Raw genomic sequence first — 22,006 nt, 5'->3', positions numbered from 1 at the left:
GCTAGTTGCAGGTGAAACCAAATCCATCGGAGTCCGACCATGCCCGCCATCGACAATAACGACCTCACCGGCACGACGCGCCGCAAGCCCAAGGCCGACGTCACCGAACTCGGCGGCCACGCGCTGTCGCCCTCGACGCTGATGATGGGCTATGGCTATGACCCGATGCTGTCCGAAGGCTCGCTGAAGCCGCCGATCTTCCTCACCTCGACCTTCGCCTTCGAAAGCGCCGCGGCGGGCAAGCGCCATTTCGAGGGCATCACCGGCAAACGCCCCGGCGGCGCCGAGGGCCTCGTCTATTCGCGTTTCAACGGCCCGAACCAGGAGATTCTCGAGGCGCGGCTCGGCGTCTGGGAAAAGGCCGAGGACGCGCTCGTCTTCTCCTCGGGCATGTCGGCGATCGCGACCCTGCTGCTCGCGCATGTCAACATGAACGACGTGATCGTCCATTCGGGGCCGCTCTATGCCGCGACCGAGACGCTGATCGCGCGCATCCTGTCGCGCTTCGGTGCCAGCTACGTCGACTTCCCCGCCGAAGCCTCGCGCGAGGAGATGGACGCGATCCTCGCGCGGGCGCAGGAGATGGCGACGAAGCAAGGGGGCAAGGTCGCGATGGTCTATCTCGAAAGCCCCGCGAACCCGACCAACGCGCTCGTCGACGTTCAGGCGATGCGCGCCGCGGTCGACGACGCCTTCGCCGCCGACGCGCGGCCGCCGATCGCGATCGACAACACTTTCCTCGGCCCGCTCTGGTCGAAGCCGCTCGCGCATGGCGCCGACATCGTCCTTTACAGCCTGACCAAATATGCCGGCGGCCACAGCGATCTCGTCGCGGGCGGCGTACTCGGCGCGAAACAGTGGCTCGGCCCCATCCGCATGATGCGCAACACCATCGGGACGATCTGCGACCCGCACACCGCCTGGATGCTGCTGCGCAGCCTCGAAACCGTCGAACTCCGGATGAGCCGCGCCGGCGAGAACGCCGAAAAGGTCTGCGCCTTCCTGAAGCAGCATCCGAAGGTCGAGGGGCTCGGCTATCTCGGCTTCCTCCAGGACGGGCCGCAGAAGGATATTTTCGAGCGCCACTGCACCGGCGCCGGCTCGACCTTCTCGCTGTTCATCAAGGGCGGCGAGACCGAGAGCTTCCGCTTCCTCGACGCGCTCCGCATCGCGAAGCTCGCGGTCAGCCTCGGCGGCACAGAGACGCTCGCGAGCCACCCCGCGGCCATGACCCATCTGTCGGTCCCCGACGAACGCAAGGCGGCGCTGGGCATCACCGACAATCTGGTGCGCGTGTCGATCGGCATCGAGGATGCGGATGACCTGATTGCCGATTTCGATCAGGCGCTGGCGGCGGTGTGACGTTTGCCGGTCGATGGATTGCGCCGGATTTGGCTCTCTCCCCTGAAGGGGAGAGGGCCGTAGTCGCCGCCTGACGCCTATCTCCGCCCCCGCCAATCGACCACCTGCCACCCCATCCGCGGCGCGAGCCGTCGCAGCTTCCGCGACGGCGTCGTCGCGACCGCCTCGTCGGCGAAGCGGAGCATCGGGTGGTCGGAGACATGGTCCGAATAGGCGCGGATATGCGCGTCCTCGCGGGTGATCGCATTGTCGGCGAGCCAGCCGGTAATGCGCGCGAACTTCGCGTCGCCATAGCAATTGTCGCCGCTGAGCCGCGCGTGGATATGGTCGCCGCCGTCGGGCTCGTCGAGCCGCGTCGCGAGGACGTCGTCCATGCCCAGCCGCCGCGCGATCGCGTCGACATAGAGGTGGAAGGAAGCGGTCGCGAGCAGGAGCCGGTATCCCGCTGCCCGGTCGGCCGCGATCTGGTCGAGCGCCGCCGGATGCAGCCCGCGCGCCACGACCTTGTCGGCATAGCTTTCGGCGAGCGGAGCGATCTCGGTGCGGCTGAAGCGCCGGCCGACCAGCAGGCGAAGATTGATCGCCTTGAGCCGCGCTCGGTCGATCAACCGCAGCGAATAGGCGAGTCCCGCAAGGCCCACGAGGGGCAGGAGCAGCAGCCGCCACGGCTGCCGCCGCCGCGCGACGTGCATCAGGAAGCCGCTGTAGGTGCCCGCGCGCGTGATCGTCCGGTCCATGTCGTACATGGCGACGCGGTGCGCGACGGGACGGAGGGCGGGTGCTTCCATATGCGGCGCCATAGCGCCCCCGCGCCGGCCGGCCAAGTCCAGCGGGGATGTCACGGATTTGCTTGCCGTTATTGGGCAAATCATCCAAGGTCGCCCGCGCAATGGCGGCCAGCGCGGATTTCGAAACGGACGAAGGAGCCGATGGTGTCGGTGTGCGCTTCACCGGGCGCCTGACCCTCGCGCGCCTGGGCGACCTGCCGGCGCGGCTCGACGCGCTCGGCCCGATCCGGACGCTCGACCTGTCGGACGTCGAGCGGATCGACACCGTCGGCGCCTGGATCATCACCCGCACCGCGCGCGCGCATGACGCCGAAGTCACCGGCGCGAGCGAGGACGCGCAGCGCCTGCTGAAGGCGCTCGCCGACGACAAGAGCGACTATCGCGTCCACCGCGACCGCCGCCCGATGTGGGCGCGCATGCTCGAAGAGCTCGGCACCGCGAGCGTCGGCGTGTGGAACGAGTTCATCGGCATCGTCGGCTTCTTCGGCGCGATGATCGTCGCCTTCATCACCCAATTGCGCGCGCGCCGCCGCATTCGCTGGCACGCGATCGTGACGCGCTTCCAGACCGTCGGCGTCGATGCGCTGCCGATCATCGGGCTGATGAGCTTCCTGATCGGTATCGTCATCGCGCAGCAGGGCGCGGTGCAGCTCCGCCAGTTCGGGCTCGAGGTGTTCACGATCAACCTTGTCGGCCGCGCCTCGATCCGCGAGCTTGGCCTCTTGATGACCGCGATCATGGTCGCGGGCCGGTCGGGATCGGCCTTCGCGGCGCAGATCGGCACGATGAAGCTGACCGAGGAGGTCGACGCGATGCGCACGATCGGCGTGTCGCCGATGGAGGCGATCGTGCTGCCGCGCGTCGCCGCCTCGACGATCATCATGCCGCTGCTCGGCTTCTACGCCAGCCTCTGCGCGATTGTTGGCGGCGGAGTCTTCTCGTGGATCGGGCTTGATATCCCGCCGATCACCTATATCCAGCGGCTGCGCGAGATCATCCCGATGACCGATTTCTGGGCGATGCTGATCAAGGCGCCGGTATTCGGCATCCTCGTCGGCGTCACCGGCTGCTATTCGGGGATGCAGGTGCGCCAGAACGCCGAAGAGGTCGGGCGCCGCACCACCTCCGCAGTCGTCGCCGCCATCTTCCTCGTCATCGTCCTCGACGCCTTCTTCGCGGTCTTCTTCTCGTCGATCGGATGGAACTGATGGCGGACGAAGAGGAACAGAAGGAAATCCGTCAGGAACTCGCGGCCGCCGACGCGGTGCGGCCGGAGAAGTTCGACATCGCGATCCGCGTGCGCGGCCTCGTCAACCAGTTCGGCGACGCGGTGATCCACGACCATCTCGACCTCGACGTGCGCTCGGGCGAGATATTGGGCGTGGTCGGCGGGTCGGGCACCGGAAAATCGGTGCTGATGCGCTCGATCGTCGGCCTGCAGACGCCGACCGCGGGCGAGATCGAGGTCTATGGCAAGTCGCTCGACACCATCGCCAATGAAGAGGAGTCGCGCGACCTTCGCCGCCGCTGGGGGGTGATGTTCCAGGGCGGCGCGCTCTTTTCGACGCTGAGCGTCGCCGAGAATATCCAGGTGCCCTTGCGCGAATATTATCCGCGTCTCGACCAGGCTTTGCTCGACGAGATCGCGGCCTACAAGGTCGCGATGGTCGGCCTGCCGCCCGACGCCGGTCCCAAATTTCCCGCCGAACTGTCGGGCGGCATGGTCAAGCGCGCCGGGCTCGCCCGCGCGCTCGCGCTCGACCCCGCGCTCCTGTTCCTCGACGAACCGACCGCCGGGCTCGACCCGATCGGCGCCGCCAAGTTCGACGAACTGATTCGCGAACTCGCCGACACGATGGGGCTCACCGTTTTCCTGATCACCCACGACCTCGACTCGCTCTACGCGACCTGCGACCGCGTCGCGGTGCTCGCCGAGAAGAAGGTGATCGCGGTCGGCACCATAGCGGAACTGCTTGCCACCGAGCATCCGTGGATACAGGATTATTTCAACGGGCCGCGCGGCCGCGCCGCGACGACGTCGCATGGCCGGGCCGCGCACGACAGGACAAGCTGATGGAAACTCGCTCGAACAATGTGCTGGTGGGCGCCTTCGTGCTCTTCTTCACCCTTGCGATCGCGATCTTCGTCGTCTGGATGGCGAACGACAGCGGCGGCGCCAAGCGCGAGTACGACATCTTCTTCAAGCAGTCGGTCGACGGGCTGAACAAGGGGTCGCAGGTGCAATTCTCGGGCGTTCCGGTCGGCCAGGTGCGCCAGATCGAGCTGTGGCGCGACGACCCGCAATTCGTGCGCGTCCGCATCGAGGTCGACGAAAGCGTCCCGATCCTGCAGGGCACCACCGCCGCGCTCGAGGGCGTCGGCTTCACCGGCGTCTCGCAGATCGCGCTCGACGGCGCGGTCAAGGGCGCGCCGCCGATCACCGACAAGGGGCCCGCGGGCAAGCCGGTGATCCCGAACCGCGTCGGCGGGCTCGGCGAGATCCTCAACACCGCGCCGCAATTGCTCCAGCGCCTGTCGACGCTGACCGAGCGCCTCGCCGAACTCGCCGACGACAAGAATCAGGCGAGCTTCGCCGCGATCCTCAAGAATGTCGAGCAATCGACCGCGATCCTCGCGCGTAACGGGCCGGCCATCGAAAAGGCGCTCGCCGACACGCGGATCGCGATCCAGCAGACGGGCAACGCCGCCGAGCAGATCGGCAATCTCGCCGCCTCGGCGCAGGGCACGATCGACCGCAACGTCGACCCGGCGATGCAGAATCTGCGCAACACGCTCGCCTCCGCCAACGAATCGATGAAGACGCTCGAAAGCGCGATCGCCGACGCGCGCCCGGGCCTCAAGACCTTCAGCGAAACGACGATCCCCGAAGCCAATGCACTGATCCGCGACCTTCGCCGCACCTCCTCCTCGCTGTCGAGCCTGACCGACAAGCTCGACCAGCAGGGCGCCGGCGCGGTGATCGGCGGCAGCAAGCTTCCCGACTACAAGCCATGAGGTATCCGACCATGCTCCGCAGCCTCCGCATCCCGATGCTCGCCGCCCTCGGCGCGGCGACGCTGTCCGCCTGCGTCAGCTTCGGCGCCAAGCCGCCGCCCTTCCTGCTGACCCTCACCGCCGACGCCGCGCCCGCGGCCGGCGAAGCGCGCACCGCGAACGAGGCGCAGGCGCTGACCATCCTGATCCCCACCGCGCCGCAGAAGCTGCGCACCCAGCGCATCCCGGTGCAGCAGGACGACGCCAGCATCGCCTATGTGAAGGACGCGCAATGGGTCGAGGCGCCGCAGCGCCTGTTCCAGCGCCTGCTGTCCGAGACCGTCGCCGCGCGCTCCAGCCGCGTCGTGCTCGACGAGGGGCAATATCTGACCGCGCCGGGCGAACAGCTCGCGGGGCAGCTCATGGAATTCGGCGTCGATGAAGCGACGAACGAAGCGGTCGTCGTCTATCAGGCGATGCTGGTGAACAGCGGCGGCAAGAGCGTCACCCAGCGCCGCTTCGAGGCGCGCGAGCCGATCGCCGGCAAGGTCGAGGCGAAGCCGGTCGGCGAAGCGCTGACCGCCGCGGCGAACAAGGTCGCGGGCGAGGTTGCGGGGTGGCTGGCGGGCTGATGACGCCGTTTGAAGGACGGCGTGATTTGTATTTTCCGGCTTCGTCACCCCGGACTTGATCCGGGGTGACGAGAAGGGAGTGGAACCTTTCACGGCCAAACGGCATCATTCCTGATCTTGCGCTGGCTTGCCATTTCACCCCGCCGCCTCTAGGGGCTCCCGCGCGACACCGATCGCCGTGCAGCGCCTCTTTCCGGGTTTCCGGCCCTGCACCTTCCCGACGAGCCCGCCGACCGAAAGGACTCGCTCGTGGGATGGATCATCCTCGCCATCGCCGTTTTCACCGAAATCAGCTGGGCGCTCAGCCTCAAATGGGCGGCGACGCTCGGGACGTGGCAGGCCTCCGCGGTGCCGGTGACGCTGAGCTTCGTCAACATGGCGCTGCTCGCTTTCGCGATGCGCGAGATTTCGGCGGGCACCGCCTATGCGATCTGGACCGGGCTCGGCGCGGTCGGCGTGATCATCGGCGGGATCGTCTTCTTCGGCGAGAAAGTGAGCGCGGTGCAGATCGGCTTCATGGCGCTGATCGTCGTCGGGGTCGTGGGGACGAAATTGTTCGCGGCGAGTTGATCGGCGCGGCCGCGATTTCGAGCGGTGGCGGAGTCTGGATAATGGCTCTCTCCCCTTCAGGGGAGAGATACGGAGGCTTGCGAGCTCGCTCGCTGGCCGGAGTTGAGAGGGGCCAGCGTGCGTGCCCCCCTCTCCCAACCCTCTCCCCTGAAGGGGAGAGGGCTTTTTACGGCGCCCTATCCCATCAAACTCTTGCTCGCCTGCTCGGTCACGTCGCGCGACAGGCCGGGTTGCGCCAATATCCGCTCGAGCTCGGCTCTCATCATCGCGGCGCGCGTGTCGTCGAAGCGCTTCCAACGGCCGAGCGGCGGGATCATGCGCGCCGCGGTCTGGGGATTCTTCGGGTCGAGCGCGATGACGAGGTCCGCGAGCAGGCGATATCCCGCGCCGTCGGCCTGATGAAACGCCGCCTGATTGCCCGCGAAGGCACCATAGAGCGCGCGCACGCGGTTGGGGTTGGCGAGGGTGAAATCGGGGTGCCGCGCCAGCTCGGCGACCGCCGCCACCGTATCGGCGCGTTGCGACCAGGCCTGGACCTGGAACCATTTGTCGAGCACCAGCGGATTGTCGCGATAGCGCTGATAGAAGATGTCGAGCGCGTGCGCGCGCTCGTCGCTGTCGCCGTGCGCCAGCGTCGCGAGCGCCGCCTGCCGCTCGGTCATCCCGTCGGCGTTCGAGAAGATCGCGAAGGCAAAGCCGGGCACATCGCCTTGCCCGCTCGCCGCGAGATAGGCGAGCGCGACGCCGCGCAGACGGCGGCGTCCCTTGGCAGCGGGGGTGAGGTCGGTCGCGGGCGGCGCGGCCTGCGCCAGAATTGCCCGCCATTCGCGCTCGAGCGCCGCGCCGATCGCCGCCTGCAGCGCCAGCCGCTCGCGGCGGATCGCGTCGGGGTCGACAGTCACCATCTGGTCGCCGATAAAGGCTTCGCTGGGAAGCAGCACCGCCTCGGCGACGAAGGCCGGGTCGTCGGCCGCGCCCGCGAGCGTCTGCCCGACCGCGGCGATCACCGCCTCGCGGTCGCCCGCCTCGCCCGACACCGCCGCGACCAATGAGTCGAGCATCAGTTGCTGGAGCGCCTCGTAGCGCGCGAAGGGATCGTCGTCGTGCGCCGCGAGCCACGCGAGTTCGCCCGGCGCACGCTCGAAATCGACGATGACCGGCGCCGAAAAGCCGCGGTTGACCGACAGCGCCGGCCGCGCCGCGAAGCGGCCGAGCGGGATGCGCTGCACCGCGCCGGTCAGCGTCGCCAGCGTGTCGGGCAGCGCCGCGCCGCTGCCGTCCATCGCGAAGGCGGCGAGGCGCAGCGGCATCATCATCGGCGCCTTGTCGCCCTGCCCCGGTGTCGGCGGCACCGCCTGCGTCACGTCGAGGAACCACTCCTCGCCCTCCTGCGCGAGCGCGAGATGCAGCTTCGGCGTCCCCGCCTGCTCGTACCAGCGGCGGAACTGCGACAGGTCGATGCCGCCGCCCTCCTCCATCGCGCGGACGAAATCCTCGCAGGTCGCGGCCTCGCCGTCGTGACGCTCGAAATAGAGATCGGTGCCCGCCCGAAACCGCTCCGGCCCCAGCAAGGTCGCCATCATCCGGATCACCTCGGCGCCCTTGTTGTAGACGGTCGCGGTGTAGAAGTTCGAAATCTCCTGATAGCTGTCGGGCCGGATCGGGTGCGCGAGCGGCCCCGCATCCTCGGGGAATTGCGCAGCGCGGAGCAGGCGGACGTCCTCGATCCGCTTGACCGGCGGCGAGCCCATGGCGGCCGAGAAGCTCTGGTCGCGATAGACGGTGAAGCCCTCTTTCAGGCTGAGCTGGAACCAGTCGCGGCAGGTGACGCGGTTGCCCGACCAGTTGTGGAAATATTCGTGCGCGACGACGCCCTCGACCCCGTCGTAATCGGCGTCGGTCGCGGTGTCGGGGTCGGCGAGGATATAGCGGGTGTTGAAGATATTGAGCCCCTTGTTCTCCATCGCCCCCATGTTGAAGTCGCTGACCGCGACGATGTTGAACAGGTCGAGATCATATTCGCGGCCATAGACCGCCTCGTCCCACTTCATGCTGTGCTTGAGCGCCGCCATCGCATGATGGGTGCGGTCGAGGTCGCCGTCGCGCACCCAGATGCCGAGCTCGACCTGACGCCCCGACATCGTCGTGAAGCTGTCTCGATTGACGACGAGGTCGCCCGCGACGAGCGCGAAGAGATAGGAGGGCTTGGGCCACGGATCCTCCCACAGCGCCCAGTGCGTGCCGTCCGCGCCCTCGCCGGTTTCGACCCTGTTGCCGTTCGAGAGCAGGATCGGGAAGGCCGCCTTGTCGCCCGCCATCCGCACCCGATAGCGGCTGAGCACGTCGGGCCGGTCGGGGTGGAAGGTGATGCGGCGGAATCCCTCGGCCTCGCACTGGGTGCACAGCATGTCGTTCGAGGCGTAGAGGCCCGAAAGCTGGGTGTTGGCCGCCGGGTCGATGACCGTATCGATCTCGACCGTCGCCGCGTCACGGTCGCCGAGGTCGACGATCAGGTCGCCGCCCTCCATGCGCCAGTCGTTCCACACCGCCCCCTCGACGCGCACCTCGGCGGCGGTCAGCCCGTCGCCGCGCAGCAGCAGCGGCGCGGGCGCCGCGGCCCCGCGCACGACCGAAAGCGCCGCGGTGACGCGCGTCTCCGCGATCCCCAGCGCGAAATCGAGCGCGATGTCGGGAATCTGCCATTCGGGCGGGCGATAGTCGCCGCGGTGGATGGTGGCGGGGATGGCGGGAGAGGAAGAAGCGTCGGTCATGCCGGATATCGGGTCCTCACTATCCGTTCGCCCTGAGCTTGTCGAAGGGCCGTTCTTCTCTTCCCTCGAAGACAAAGAACGGTGCTTCGACAAGCTCAGCACGAACGGGAAAAATGGTCACTTATTATCCTAGGCTTGCGGCGCCCTCCGCGCAATAAGGCGGCCGATGAGCCATATGCTGATTTTCGGAATGGGCTATGCGGCGAGCCACCTCGCCGATCGCCTGCTCGCGCGCGGGTGGGCGGTGACGGGGACGACGCGCGACGGCCGCGGCGGCACGCTCGCCTTCGACGATGCGCCGTCGGTGATCGCCGCCCTGCGCGGCGCGACGCATATCCTGTCGTCGGTGCCGCCCGCCGAGGGCGCCGATCCCGTGCTCGCCCGCTATGGCGAGGCGATCGCGATCGCGCCCGCCCGCTGGGTCGGCTACCTCTCCTCGACCGGCGTCTACGGCGACGCACGCGGCGCGTGGGTCGACGAAAGCGCGCCCGTCAAGGGCCGCCGTCCCGACCGCAATGTCGCCGACGCGGCCTGGGCCATGCTGCGCGGCGACGCAAGCGTGCTCCGCCTGCCCGGCATCTACGGTCCCGGCCGCTCGATCCTCGATCGCATCGGCGAAGGGCGCGCGCATCGCATCGACCTGCCGGAACAGGTCTTCAGCCGCATCCATGTCGACGACATCGCGGGCGGCGTCATCGCGTCCTTCACCGGCCCGCCGGGCGTCTATAACCTCGCCGACGACGAGCCCTGCCATCAGAACCGCCTCGTCGAATGGGGCTGCGCGCGGCTCGGCGCGCCGCTGCCGCCGCTGCAATCGCTGGAGGACGCGGGCCTCTCGCCCGCCGCACGCGCCTTCTACGCCGAAAACCGCCGCGTCGCGAACGGCAAGGCGAAGCGGCTATTGGGCTGGACACCGCGCTATCCGAGCTTTCGCGAGGGGCTGGCGAGCCTCCCATAACCGTCGCCCCCGCGAAGGCGGGGGCCGTTGGCACCCTTGCGCCACGCCCATAGCGGCCCCCGCCTGCGCGGGCGACGGTCAGATCCAGATATCCACCGCGTGGATCAGCACCCCGACCAGCCCGCCGACCAGCGTGCCGTTGATGCGGATATATTGCAGGTCGTCGCCGACCGCATTTTCCAGCCGGTCGGTGATCGTCTTCGCGTCCCAGCCGCGGATCGTGTCGGACACGAGGCGCAGCGCGGTCTCGCCATAGCTGTCGACCGCGCCGACCACCGCGCGCCGTGCATAGCGGTTGAGCGTGCGCTTGATCGCCGCGTCCTCGCCCAGCATCGTGCCGAACTGGGTGACGAGCTCGCCGATCCGCCCCGCCAGCATCGTTTCGGGGTCGCGCGCCGCTTTGAGCAGCGCGCTGCGCCCCTGTTCCCACAGGCCATCGAGCCAGCGCTTGACCGCGGCATTGTCGAGCAGTTCGTCGCGCACCTTGGCGACCTTCGCCTGAACCTCGGGATCTTCCTGAAGGTCGAGCGCCATCTTGGCGAGCCCTTCCTCGACGCGCAGCCGGATCGGATGGTCGGGCTCGGCCGCCATGTCGGTGAGCAGCTTGCCGAGCCCTGCGACGATGCGGTTGGCGATGCTTTCGTCGAGCCCGGTGAAGCGGACGATCGCGTTCGAATTGTCGTGCACCATCTGGTGGATCAGGTGCGCGTTGAGGTCGAGCGTCTTCGACCCCCATTTGACCATCGCGTCGAGCAGCGGCTGGTGCCGCCCCTCGGCGAGCGCCGCCTGCAACGCCTGGCCGAGCAGCGGCGCGATATCGAGTTCGCGCAGGCGGTCGGCGATCGCCGATTTGACCATGCCGCCCAGCCGCTTCTGGTCGAGCGCGCCGAGCGCGTCGGCAATGATCCGCGATGCCCCCAGCTTGAGCCGCCCGCCGCCCGCCGCGGGCTGCGACAGGAAATGACCGACCGCGCCCGCGACGTCGACCGTCTGCATCTTGCGCGCGATCAGGCGCGGCAGCAGGAAATTGTTGAGCAGAAAGCGCGCGAGCGTATCGCCGATGCGGTTCTTGTTGCGCGGCACGATGGCGGTGTGCGGGATCGGCAGCCCCATCGGATGGCGGAACAGCGCGGTGACCGCGAACCAGTCGGCCAGTCCGCCGACCATCGCCGCCTCGGCGAAGGCGCGCACGAAACCGACGGCGGGATGCGCGTCCTGGAAATATTTCGCGGTGACGAAGACGGCCGCCATGACGACGAGCAGCCCGGTCGCGACGATGCGGATATTGAACCCGCCCGTCGGAACGGCAACGCCCACCCTCCGGTTCATATGGGGGTGGGCGCGTCCGCTATCGGTTTCGGAAGAAACGCTTTCCGTCATGTCCATCAAATGGCGGCATAGCGCAAAGGTTGCAACCAGCGCGGCCGGTCGCCGCGCCGGGTGCGCCTCACTCCGCCGGGTGCGGAACCGGGTCGGCGTGCGGCTTGGTGTCGTCGCCCGGCCGATAGGTCAGCAGGTTGCGCGAGAAGAAGCGGCCGAGCCGTTTCTCGATGCTGTCGGCAAGGCTGAAACCCGCGGGAACGATCAGCAGGGTCAGGAGGGTCGATAGGATCAACCCCCCAATCACCACCACCCCCATCGGCGCGCGCCACGCCCCGTCGCCCGACAGCGACAGCGCGGTCGGCACCATGCCGGCGACCATCGCGACCGTCGTCATCACGATCGGCTGCGCGCGCTTGCGTCCCGCATCCTTCAGCGCTTCGGCCTTGTCGATTCCCTTGTCCATCTCCTCGATCGCGAAATCGACGAGCAGGATCGAGTTCTTCGCGACGATGCCGAGCAGCATGAGCAGGCCGATGAACACAGGCATGGAGATTTCCATGCCTGTGATCAGCAGTCCAAGCAGACCGCCGAGCGGGGCGAGCAGCAGCGACGACATGTTGACCAGCGGCGACAGGAAGCGGCGATAGAGCAGCACCAGCGTCGAGAAGACGAGCATCAGCCCCGCGACGAGCGCGATGAAGAAGTTCGTCATCATCTCGGCCTGCCACTTGGCGTCACCCTGGATGACCTTGCGGATACCCTGCGGCATGTTCTTGACCGCGGGCAGCGCGTCGATCTTTTCCTGCGCATTGCCCGTGACCAGCCCCGGCGCGAGGTCGGCGCCGATCACGATGCGCCGCGTTTGATTGTAGCGGCGAAGCTCTGTCGGCCCCGCGCCGAAGCCGATCTCGGCGACCGATTTCAGCGGCACCGTCGAACCGTTGGCAGTCGGCACCGGCAGATTTTCCAGCGTCGCGAGGCTGCGCCGCGAATCTTCGGAGAGCAGCACCCGGATCGGGATCTGACGGTCGGACAGCGAGAATTTCGCGGCATTCTGGTCGATGTCGCCCAGCGTCGCGATGCGGATCGTCTGGCTGAGCGCAGCGGTCGTCACGCCGAGGTCGGCGGCGAGGTCGAGCCGCGGCGTGATGATGATCTCGGGTCGCGGAATATCGCCCTCGATGCGCGGAGACCGGATTTCCTTCAGCCCCTTCATCTCGTCGACGATCTTGAGCGCGTGCTTTTCGAGCGCGACCGGATCGTCGCCGCCGATGACGAAAGTGATGTCGCGGCCCGAAAAGCCGCCCGACTGGCTCTGGAAGGTCACCCGCGCGTCGGGGATCGCCGCGAGCTTGGGCTGCAGGCTGCGTTCCCATTCGACGCTGGTGACCTCGCGGTGCTTCTTGAGCGTCAGGAAGGCGTTCCCGCCACCGACATTGACGTCATAGAAGGCGGTGTCGACCACCGGGCTGCCGTCGAGGATCGCCGAAATCTGCCGCGCGATCGTCTCGCTCTGCTCGAGCGTCGAGCCCGGCGGCAGCTCGTATTTGACCTGGCTGTAGTCGCTGTTGATCGTCGGCTGGAACTGCTTCGGGATGACCGCGAACAAGATGAGACTCATCGCAAAGGCAAGGACGCCGACGCCGACGATCCACACGCGATGGTCGAACAGGCGCGCATAAGCGCGCTGCGCCATATATTTGGACCAGTTGGTGAAGCCGAACTGGCGCATGCCGAGCAGCCACGCAAGCGCGCCGATCAGGATGGTCAGCAGCGCGACCAGCAGGAAAAGGCCCAGCGACGAGAAGGGAAGGTTCAGGAGGAAGTACATCGCCGGATTGGGTTCATCCTGCCCCGCTGGCACGGGCTGGAAATAGGCGAAGGTCCGGAACAGCGCGAAAAGCGCGGGAGCCGCCAGCGCGACCGCAAGATACTGGATCTTCGTCGGGAACGCCTCGTACCGCGCCTTCACCGCCCGATGCTTCTCGCTGTTCAGCGTCCAGCCGAGCAGCCGTTCGTAGCGGTCGACCCACGGCCCTTCGGCGTGCGCCTGTTCGCCCTGCGCGGCGAGGAAATAGGCGGCGATCATCGGCGTGATCATGCGCGCCACCGCCAGGCTGACGAGGACCGCGAAGACGACGGTCATGCCGAACTGGATGAAGAATTGCCCCGACACGCCGGGCATCAATGCGACGGGCAGGAACACCGCGACGATCGAGCTCGTCGTCGCGACGACCGCGAGGCCGATTTCATCCGCCGCGTCGATCGCCGCCTGATAGGCGGTTTTGCCCATGCGCATATGCCTGACGATATTCTCGATCTCGACGATCGCGTCGTCGACGAGCACCCCGGCGACAAGGCTCAGCGCGAGCAGCGACAGGCCGTTCAGCGAAAAGCCCATCAGCTCCATGAACCAGAAGGTCGGGATCGCCGAGAGCGGGATCGCAAGCGCGCTGATCAAGGTCGCGCGCCAGTCGCGCAGGAACAGGAAGACGACGACGACCGCGAGCACCGCGCCCTCGATCATCGCGGCCATCGAGCTGCGATACTGCTCCTTGGTATATTCGGTGCGGGTGAAGAGGATCTTGAAGTTGACCTTGGGATTGTTCTTCTTGATCTCCTCGAGCTTCTTCATCGCCTCGTCGTGGACGGTGACGTCGGAGGCACCCTTCGCCTTCTCGATCGAGAAGGAGAGCACCTGCCGCCCGCCGATCTTGGCGAGGTTGCGTTGTTCGGCATAGCCGTCGCTGACCTTCGCGACGTCCGACAGGCGGATTGTCCGGCCGTTGCCGATCGCGATGCGCGTCTGGCCCAGTTCATAGGCGCTGGCGGCGTTGCCGAGCACGCGCACCGCCTGTTCCGACCCCGCGATCTCGGCGCGGCCGCCCGCGGCGTTCAGGTTCACCTGCCGCAATTGCTGGTTCACCTGGCTGGCGGTCAGGCCATAGCTCTGCATCCGCGCCGGATCGAGGATGACGCGGATCTCGCGGTCGACGCCGCCCGAGCGGCTGACCTTCGCCATGCCCGGAATCGACAGCAATTCCTTCGCCACCGTATTGTCGACGAACCAGCTGAGCTGTTCGAGCGTCATGTCGGCCGCTTCGACCGAGAAATAGGTGATCGGCCCGCCCGCGATATCGACGCGCATGATCTGCGGCTCGAGAATGCCGTCGGGCAATTCGCTGCGGATCTGCGAAACCGCCTGATTGACGTCGTTGTAGGCGCGGTCGATCGGGGTACCGATCGCGAACTGGACAAAGGTGGTGCTGTTCCCCTCGCCGACATAGGAGGACATTTCGTCGACGCCGCTGACCCCGCGCACCGCCGCTTCGACGCGCTGGGTGACCTGCGTTTCGAGTTCGGTCGGCGCCGCGCCGGGCTGCACCACGATGACCTGGACCGCCGGGAATTCGACGTCCGGATTGTCGTTGACGTCCATCCGGTTGAAGCTGATCAACCCCGCGAGCAGCAGCAGCACGAACAGGACGATCGGCGGCACCGGATTGCGGATGCACCAGGCGGAGATGTTGCGAAAGCTCATGAGTCAGGCGCCCTGTATGCGATGATGCGGTGCGGTCGGTTACTGCGGCGATTTCTGGACGACCGGCTTCACCTTGTCGCCGGGGTTGAGGAAGGCGCCCGCGAGCACGACCACGCGCTCGTTGCCGGTCAGCCCCGACGCGATCGACACCCCGCCGTCGGTGACGGTGCCGACCTTCACCGCGCGGCGCTGGACCTGGTTGCTCTTGTCGACGATCAGCACGAAATTGCCCTCGGGACCGCTCTGCACCGCGCTTTCGGGAAGCAGAGGCGCCTGGCCGGTGCCCGCGACGAGGCGCGCGTCGGCAAAGCCGCCGGGACGCAGCGCCGCGCTGTAGGGCAGTGCGATGCGCACCGTGCCTTGCCGCGTATCGGGGTTGATGACGGGCGATTCCTGCCACACCTGACCCGCGATCTGCAGGTCGGTGCCGACCGGCGTCACCGTCGCGCGCGTACCGACCGACACGCGCTGCAGATCGGCCTCGGCCATCTGGGCGAGCATTTCCATCTCGCCGCCCTTGGCCATGCGGAACAGGACGCCGCTGCCCGCGCCGACGATCTGGCCCGGCTCGACCTGGCGCGTCAGCACGAGGCCCGCCGCGGGCGCGACGATATTGAGCCGGCCGTTGCGCGCCACGGCTTCGCGATATTGCGCCTGCGCGACGCGGACGCGCGCCTGCGCCGCATCGCGCGTCGCGCGCTTGCGGTCCATGTCGGCCTTTGAAATGAAGCCCCGCGAAACCAGCGCCTCGGCGCGCTTGAGTTCGGCCTCGGCCAGATCGGCATCGGCCTGCGCGACGCGGATCGACGCCGCAAGGCTCGCCGCCTGCTGCGCCTGGACCGAACGGTCGATCACCGCCAGCGTCTGGCCCGCGCCGACCCATTGGCCGGGTTCGACGAGGACGCTCACCACCTGGCCGCCCTCGCCGGCTACGCCGACCGGCATTTCACGCCGCGCCGCGATCGTGCCGTTGACCGAAATCGCCACCTGCACCGACTGCATGCCGGGCACCATGACGGTGACGGTCGGGGCGCTCGCGGCGGTGCCCGCAGCGCCGTCCCCGGCCGCCGCACCGCCGCCCTTGCTCGCGGAAAAGGCATACCAGGCGATCGCCAGCACCAGCGCGATGAGCCCCAGCGCAATGATCAGGCGCATGCGCTTGCGGCGATTGTCCGCCTCTTCGTAAAAGCCCTGCGTCGAGCCCGCCAAGCTGTCCATCGAATCCACTTTCCGCTCGTAGTTCACGCCGAATTCCCCTCTGCCGTCGACGATGACCGGACCCGCAGCCACCCTTGGCGACCGCCCCTCCGATCCGCACGGCAGGATCCAGATAATTTCGCAGGTGTATTACCGTATTAAATCACCGCTGGCAAGCGCGAAACTTGAACCCGTCCGATCCCGCGAAGGGCGGGTTTCATAGGCGCTTCACGGCTCCCGGGTCCAGAGACAATATGGGCGGACCCAAAGGTTCCGCGCATGAAAAAGGGGCGGTCGATCCCGGATCGACCGCCCCTTTTTTCAACCCGGCCCCAAAGAGGCCGCGGCTCGCCGGCTCAGCGCACGCTGCCGCGGCGCACCAGATTGACGATGGCGAGCAGGATCACCGCGCCGATGAACGCCGTCAGCAACGTCATCGGGTCGAAGGCGTCGCCACGCAGATGTCCGCCGCCCAGAAAGCTGCCGAACAGGAAGCGGCCGAGGATCGACCCCAGGCAACCGACGACGATGTTGAGGAAAATGCCCTGCTGCGCATCGGTGCGCATGACGATGCTCGCCAGCCAGCCGATGATGCCGCCCATGATGATTGCGATAATCCAAGTCATAAGATGACCCCCTTACGATCTTCGTTGCCGCCCGCCGTGGCAGGCGCCGTGATGGTAACGCAAATTTTTCAATTCTCCTAATGGAATGGCAGCGGCATGACGCCGCTGCCGGCCCATCAGCGCACGCTGCCGCGGCGCACCAGATTGATGATCGCGAGCAACACGACCGCGCCGATGAACGCCCACAGCAGGCCGACGGGGCTGAAGGTGCTGAGCGACGCGCCGCTGCCGAACATGCCGCCGAGAATATTGCCCAGGAAGGCGCCGACGACACCGACGACGACGTTGAGGAAAATGCCCTGCTGCGCATCGGTGCGCATGACGATGCTCGCCAGCCAGCCGATGATGCCGCCGACGATGAGCGTGATGATGATACCCATATATTTGCTCCCATGATGGACCGGAGCGATGGACAGCACGAGGGACGTTTTCGTCACGCCTTGTCGTGTCCGAACATCGCTTTGCCGATGTCTGCACAATGCCAGCGGAGCGCAAAAGGTTCCCGGCCGAACCGCGAGCGGCCCGGCCGGGAAAGTGGGATCAGTTCCTGATCGGGAACTGTTCCGGGTCGCAATCGAAGGGATAGGATGCGCGCGGCGACGGCGGTGTGACGCGGGTCACACCCATGATTTTTCTCTGCGCGTTTCCAGAGGTGGCTTTGTGCATCAGTTCCTATCTGTCATTCCCGGCCTCGGCGGCGTCGCGCTTGGCACCCGATCCTCCTATGCTTGCACGGCCTCTGAGGTTCGCGATACAACTCGCCGCTTGTCATCGGGGGGCTCAAACCACGCGGGCAAGACCTCGGCCATTTCGAAGCAATCGAGCAAGAGTGCGCGGCGGCTCAGTCCCGAAGCGCCGGCTCGCCCGTTCGCGGGTTGACCAGCGTCACATTTTCGAGCGCCCGAATCCGCCACGCGCCGTCACGGCGCGTCACCACCGCGAGAATCATCGTATCGACCTGATGCGGCCCCGCCGGGTGCGCCGCGCCCGCGCTCAGCCGCGACCAGATATGCAGGATCGCGGCATCGCCCGAAATCGGATCGACATCGGCGACCTCGTTGATCAGCGTCGAATCGCTGTAGATCGTCTGATGGATAGGCACATGGCCCGCGACGATCTGCTCGACCCCGCGCCAATAGGTCCCGAAGCGATTCACGAAACTGGCGTCGGCGTGGAACAACTCGCCGAATGCGACCATGTCGTGCCGATTCCATGCTTCCGCAAAGCGCGTGGCGACCTCCGCCGGTCCCGCATCTTCTTCCATCGTCCACCTCCGGGTCGCCGAGTGCCTCGACGAAAGAACCGCCGCTTCCTATCCTGTCCCGATGGTGAAAGCGACACGCGAGTCGGCGCGATGAAGCGCATCGAAATCGAAGCATCCGGCGGGTGCCAGTGCGGCGGCGTCCGCTATCATGCGTCGGCGATGCTCGATACCTCGCACGTCTGCCATTGTCGCATGTGCCAGAAGGCGGCAGGCAATTATTTTGCCGCGCTCGTCGGGGTCCCGCGCGATGCGCTGACCTGGACGCGGGGCACGCCCGCGACCTTCAAGAGTTCCGACCCCGTCGAACGCGGCTTTTGCCGCGACTGCGGAACGCCGCTCTATTACGACTATCGGGATGCCGCGCATCTGAGCGTCACGACGGGTTCACTCGACGAACCGGCGCGCTTTCCGCCGAAGCGGCAGTTCGGCGTCGAGGCACGCCTGCCGTGGATCGACATCATTCCCGCGCTGCAGGCCGACGGCAGCACCGAAGAACTGATGACCGAAGAAGCAGCCGCGATCCGGGCGAGCAACCACCAGCACCCCGACCACGACACCGATAGCTGGCCCTCGGGCGCCGGGAAGAAACCGGGAACATCGCGCTAGGCCCCCTGCCCCGCCCCTGCTACACCGCCCGCCATGTCCGAGAAGAATCATCTCTATCTGGTCGATGGCTCCAGCTACATCTTCCGCGCCTATCACCGCCTGCCGCCGCTGACGAACCCGAACGGGGTGCCGGTCGGCGCGGTCTATGGCTACACCACGATGCTGTGGAAACTGGCGAAGGACCTGAACGATGCCGAGGAGCCGACGCACCTTGCCGTCATCCTCGACCATTCGAGCCGGTCGTTCCGCAACGATATCTACGATCAGTACAAGGCCAACCGGCCGCCGCCGCCCGAGGATCTGGTCCCGCAATTTCCGCTGATCCGCGACGCGACGCGCGCCTTCTCGCTGCCGTGCATCGAGATGGAGGGCTTCGAGGCCGACGACCTGATCGCAAGCTATGCCGAGGCCGCGGTACGCGAGGGCTGGGACGTCACCATCGTGTCGTCGGACAAGGACTTGATGCAGCTCGTGCGCGAACCCGCCGAAGGGCCGCGCGTCGACATGCTCGACACGATGAAGAACGCCCATATCGGGCTGGAAGCGGTGAACGAGAAGTTCGGGGTCACCCCCGACCTCGTCGGCGACGTGCTCGCATTGATGGGCGACAGCGTCGACAATGTGCCGGGCGTGCGCGGCGTCGGGCCCAAGACCGCGACCAAGCTGATCCAGGAATATGGCAATCTGACCGCCGCGCTCGACGGCGCCGAGGGCATGAAACCGTCGAAGCTGCGCGAAAATCTGATCGAACATCGCGCGATGGCCGAACTGTCGCGCGTCCTCGTCGACCTGAAGCGCGACTGCCCGCTGCCCGATCCGCTCGACGCGCTGAAGCTCGGCGCGATCCCGCCGGGGCCGCTCAAGCTGTTCCTCGACGAACATGGCTTCCGCTCGCTGTCGGCCAAGCTCGACAATGGCGTCGCCCCGAGCGGGCCGCCGACCTTGCCGCGCACGGGCGCCGCGCCCGCCGCCGTCCCGGCCGCACCCTCGACTCCGACCCTGCCCCCGATGCCGGCGATCGACCGTTCGCTGTACGAGACGGTGACGACGATCGAGGCGCTCGACCGCTGGATCGAGGCGGCGCGCACCGCGCATGTCGTCGCGGTCGACACCGAGACCGCGAGCCTCGACAGCGTCACCGGCGACCTCGTCGGGGTCAGCCTGTCGACCGGGCCGGGCAAGGCCTGCTACATCCCGCTCGGCCACGGCGGCACCGACATGTTCGCCGAAAAACCCGACCAGATTCCCATGGCCGACGCGCTCGGCCGCCTCCACGCGCTGTTCACCGACGAGGCGGTGCTGAAGGTCGGGCACAATCTCAAATATGACATCGGCGTGCTCGCGCAGCACGGGGTGAGCATCGCGCCCTATGACGACACGCTGGTGATGAGCTTCGCGCTCGACGCGGGCAAGCATCAGCACGGGCTCGACGAGCTGGCAAAGCTCCACCTCGACCATGTCTGCCTGACCTTCAAGGAGATGTGCGGGACCGGCAAGGCGCAGATCAGCTTCGCCGAGGTGCCGCTCGACCGCGCGACCGCCTATGCTGCCGAGGACGCCGAAGTCGCGTGGCGGCTGTGGAAACTGTTCAAGCTCCGCCTGCCGATCGAGGGCGGCACCCGCATCTACGAAATGGTCGACCGCCCGCTCGCCGCGATCGTCGAAGGGATGGAGCGCGCGGGCATCATGGTGAACCGCGACTATCTCGCGCGGCTGTCGGGCGAGTTCGCGAACGACATGCTGCGCATGGAGGGCGAAATCCACGGCCTCGCCGGCCAGCCCTTCGCGATCGGCAGCCCGAAGCAGCTCGGCGAGATCCTGTTCGACAAGCTGGGGCTCAAGGGCGGGCGCAAGGGCAAGTCGGGGGTGTGGTCGACCGACCAGACCGAGCTCGAACGGCTCGAACGCGACGGCGTGCCGATCGCGCGCAAAATATTGGAATGGCGCCAGCTCGCCAAGCTCAAGTCGACCTACACCGACGCGCTGCAGGAACAGATCAACGCGGTGACCGGGCGCGTGCATACGAGCTACAGCCTCGTCGGCGCGCAGACCGGGCGGCTGTCGTCGACCGACCCCAATCTCCAGAACATCCCCATCCGCACCGAGACCGGGCGTCAGATCCGCGACGCCTTCATCGCCGCGCCGGGTCATGTGCTGATGGCGGCGGACTATAGCCAGATCGAACTGCGCCTCGCCGCGCACATGGCCGACGTGCCCGAGCTCAAGGAGGCGTTCGCGCGCGGGGACGACATCCACGCCGCGACCGCGATCGAACTGTTCGGCGAGGTCAACCGCGACACGCGCGGCAAGGCGAAGACGGTCAATTTCTCGATCCTCTATGGTATTTCGCGCTGGGGCCTCGCCGGGCGGCTCGAGATCACCCCCGACGAGGCGCAGGCGCTGATCGCCCGTTATTTCGAGCGCTTCCCCGGCATTTCGGACTATATCACCGACACGCTCGAAGGCGCGCGCGCGAAGGGCTATACCGAGACGCTGTTCGGCCGGAAGACCTGGTTCCCGCGCATCAAGGCGGCGAGCCAGCACGAGCGCGCGGGCAGCGAGCGCGCCGCGATCAACGCGCCGATCCAGGGCACCAGCGCCGACCTGATCAAGCGCGCGATGGCGCGCATGCCCGCAGCGCTCGCCGACGCCGGATTGCCCGACGTGAAGATGCTGCTCCAGGTCCACGACGAACTCGTGTTCGAAGCCCCCGAGGGTCAGGCCGACGCGGCGGGCGAGATCATCCGCCGCGTCATGATGGGCGCCGCCGAGCCCGCGCTGACGCTCTCGGTGCCGCTGGAGGTCGAGATCGGCACCGGCAAGAGCTGGGGCGACGCGCATTGATCGCCGCCCTGCTGCTGCTCGCCGCCGACCCGGCGCCCGTGCCGACCCCGCCGCCCGCGGCCGAAGCGCCGGCGCCTTTGCCGCCTGCATCGGTCGCCGATAGCGATATCCGCGAATATGCGGCGATCGTCGGGCGCAAGGCGGTCGGCAAGCCGGTAGGAGGTCCTTTCGGCACTGCCGACAAGGTGCTGATCATCGCGCGCGACGACAAGGGCTATCCGGATGTCGCGGCGAGCTTCGGCTTTCCGGCGCGCGAATCGCTGCCCCCGCCGCCGGCCGGAACGCTGGCGGTCGTGCGGCTGCACCAGAAGCCCAGCGTCGTGATGCCGGGGCCGACCGACGACGACCTTGCCTTCGTCGCGGCAAACCGGCTGCCCTTGTTCGTGATCGGCGAATGGACGCGCCCGGCGCCGATGTGGGAAATCGCGTGGCTCGACGGCGCGGTTCGCTATCGCACCGTGGGCGAGGTCGGCGAAATCGGGCCCTGGCGGGACTAGGGTCAGGACCCCAGCCTCACCCCGCGACGGATA

At 67.3% G+C, this 22,006-nt stretch carries 18 protein-coding genes; 10 read left to right on the top strand and 8 right to left on the bottom strand.

Going from position 1 to position 22,006, the window contains the following annotated elements:
* Positions 1-39: 39 nt before the first annotated feature.
* Positions 40-1,362 (top strand): cystathionine gamma-synthase family protein, encoded by a 1,323-nt coding sequence (locus CD928_RS10840; RefSeq protein ID WP_095387066.1) that lies wholly within the window; start codon positions 40-42, stop codon positions 1,360-1,362.
* Between the two features lie 77 nt (positions 1,363-1,439).
* Here CD928_RS10840 and CD928_RS10835 read toward each other — a convergent pair whose 3' ends face one another.
* The gene (locus CD928_RS10835) at positions 1,440-2,150 is read right to left on the bottom strand and encodes an HAD family phosphatase (protein ID WP_176473542.1); all 711 of its coding nucleotides are present in this window, start codon (positions 2,148-2,150) and stop codon (positions 1,440-1,442) included.
* Between the two features lie 101 nt (positions 2,151-2,251).
* Between CD928_RS10835 and CD928_RS10830 the strand changes: the two genes are divergently transcribed.
* From CD928_RS10830 to CD928_RS10810, 5 genes are all read left to right on the top strand, one after another.
* Entirely contained in the window at positions 2,252-3,358 is a 1,107-nt protein-coding gene (locus tag CD928_RS10830) for an ABC transporter permease (protein ID WP_095387065.1), read from the top strand.
* Positions 3,358-4,224, top strand: coding sequence for an ABC transporter ATP-binding protein (locus CD928_RS10825; RefSeq protein ID WP_095387064.1), 867 nt, complete (start codon positions 3,358-3,360; stop codon positions 4,222-4,224). The genes CD928_RS10830 and CD928_RS10825 overlap by 1 nt, the downstream gene beginning before the upstream one ends.
* A complete protein-coding gene (locus CD928_RS10820; RefSeq protein ID WP_095387063.1) occupies positions 4,224-5,165 on the top strand; it encodes an MlaD family protein in 942 nt (313 codons plus the stop codon). The genes CD928_RS10825 and CD928_RS10820 overlap by 1 nt, the downstream gene beginning before the upstream one ends.
* A gap of 11 nt (positions 5,166-5,176) precedes the next feature.
* A complete protein-coding gene (locus tag CD928_RS10815; protein ID WP_095387062.1) occupies positions 5,177-5,776 on the top strand; it encodes an ABC-type transport auxiliary lipoprotein family protein in 600 nt (199 codons plus the stop codon).
* 249 nt (positions 5,777-6,025) lie between these two features.
* Positions 6,026-6,346 carry a multidrug efflux SMR transporter gene (locus CD928_RS10810; protein ID WP_095387061.1) on the top strand — a complete coding sequence of 107 codons (321 nt, stop codon included), beginning with the start codon at positions 6,026-6,028 and terminating at the stop codon, positions 6,344-6,346.
* Between the two features lie 176 nt (positions 6,347-6,522).
* Here the strand turns inward: CD928_RS10810 and pepN are convergent, their stop codons facing one another.
* The gene (pepN, locus tag CD928_RS10805) at positions 6,523-9,117 is read right to left on the bottom strand and encodes an aminopeptidase N (RefSeq protein ID WP_095387060.1); all 2,595 of its coding nucleotides are present in this window, start codon (positions 9,115-9,117) and stop codon (positions 6,523-6,525) included.
* Positions 9,118-9,283: 166 nt separating this feature from the next.
* Between pepN and CD928_RS10800 the strand changes: the two genes are divergently transcribed.
* Entirely contained in the window at positions 9,284-10,075 is a 792-nt protein-coding gene (locus CD928_RS10800; RefSeq protein WP_095387059.1) for an NAD(P)-dependent oxidoreductase, read from the top strand.
* Between the two features lie 78 nt (positions 10,076-10,153).
* On the opposite strand, the gene CD928_RS10795 is transcribed toward CD928_RS10800, so the two are convergent.
* The 6 genes from CD928_RS10795 to CD928_RS10770 all read right to left on the bottom strand — a co-directional run bounded on the left by CD928_RS10795 (position 10,154) and on the right by CD928_RS10770 (position 18,026).
* The gene (locus CD928_RS10795) at positions 10,154-11,404 is read right to left on the bottom strand and encodes a DUF445 domain-containing protein (RefSeq protein ID WP_095387058.1); all 1,251 of its coding nucleotides are present in this window, start codon (positions 11,402-11,404) and stop codon (positions 10,154-10,156) included.
* A gap of 118 nt (positions 11,405-11,522) precedes the next feature.
* Complete coding sequence (locus CD928_RS10790) at positions 11,523-14,939, bottom strand: efflux RND transporter permease subunit (RefSeq protein WP_095387057.1); 3,417 nt, start codon at positions 14,937-14,939, stop codon at positions 11,523-11,525.
* Between the two features lie 39 nt (positions 14,940-14,978).
* The gene (locus CD928_RS10785) at positions 14,979-16,157 is read right to left on the bottom strand and encodes an efflux RND transporter periplasmic adaptor subunit (RefSeq protein ID WP_095387056.1); all 1,179 of its coding nucleotides are present in this window, start codon (positions 16,155-16,157) and stop codon (positions 14,979-14,981) included.
* A gap of 335 nt (positions 16,158-16,492) precedes the next feature.
* Entirely contained in the window at positions 16,493-16,762 is a 270-nt protein-coding gene (locus tag CD928_RS10780; RefSeq protein WP_095387055.1) for a GlsB/YeaQ/YmgE family stress response membrane protein, read from the bottom strand.
* A gap of 116 nt (positions 16,763-16,878) precedes the next feature.
* Positions 16,879-17,142: a GlsB/YeaQ/YmgE family stress response membrane protein gene (locus tag CD928_RS10775; protein ID WP_095387393.1), complete on the bottom strand. Its 264-nt coding sequence runs from the start codon at positions 17,140-17,142 to the stop codon at positions 16,879-16,881.
* Positions 17,143-17,603: 461 nt separating this feature from the next.
* Positions 17,604-18,026 carry an SgcJ/EcaC family oxidoreductase gene (locus tag CD928_RS10770; RefSeq protein WP_095387054.1) on the bottom strand — a complete coding sequence of 141 codons (423 nt, stop codon included), beginning with the start codon at positions 18,024-18,026 and terminating at the stop codon, positions 17,604-17,606.
* Between the two features lie 90 nt (positions 18,027-18,116).
* Between CD928_RS10770 and CD928_RS10765 the strand changes: the two genes are divergently transcribed.
* The 3 genes from CD928_RS10765 to CD928_RS10755 are packed head-to-tail and all read left to right on the top strand — an operon-like array spanning position 18,117 to position 21,973.
* The gene (locus tag CD928_RS10765) at positions 18,117-18,632 is read left to right on the top strand and encodes a GFA family protein (protein ID WP_095387053.1); all 516 of its coding nucleotides are present in this window, start codon (positions 18,117-18,119) and stop codon (positions 18,630-18,632) included.
* A 33-nt stretch (positions 18,633-18,665) separates the two neighbouring features.
* Positions 18,666-21,476, top strand: a complete 2,811-nt coding sequence (polA, locus tag CD928_RS10760; protein WP_095387052.1) for a DNA polymerase I — start codon at positions 18,666-18,668, stop codon at positions 21,474-21,476.
* The gene (locus CD928_RS10755) at positions 21,473-21,973 is read left to right on the top strand and encodes a hypothetical protein (protein ID WP_095387051.1); all 501 of its coding nucleotides are present in this window, start codon (positions 21,473-21,475) and stop codon (positions 21,971-21,973) included. The genes polA and CD928_RS10755 overlap by 4 nt, the downstream gene beginning before the upstream one ends.
* The last annotated feature ends 33 nt before the right edge of the window (positions 21,974-22,006 follow it).

The sequence above is a fragment of the Sphingopyxis sp. GW247-27LB genome (assembly GCF_002277025.1).
Taxonomy (GTDB): domain Bacteria; phylum Pseudomonadota; class Alphaproteobacteria; order Sphingomonadales; family Sphingomonadaceae; genus Sphingopyxis.
Note: the sequence above shows the minus strand (reverse complement) of the source record. Positions and strands in the feature narration are given on the sequence as shown.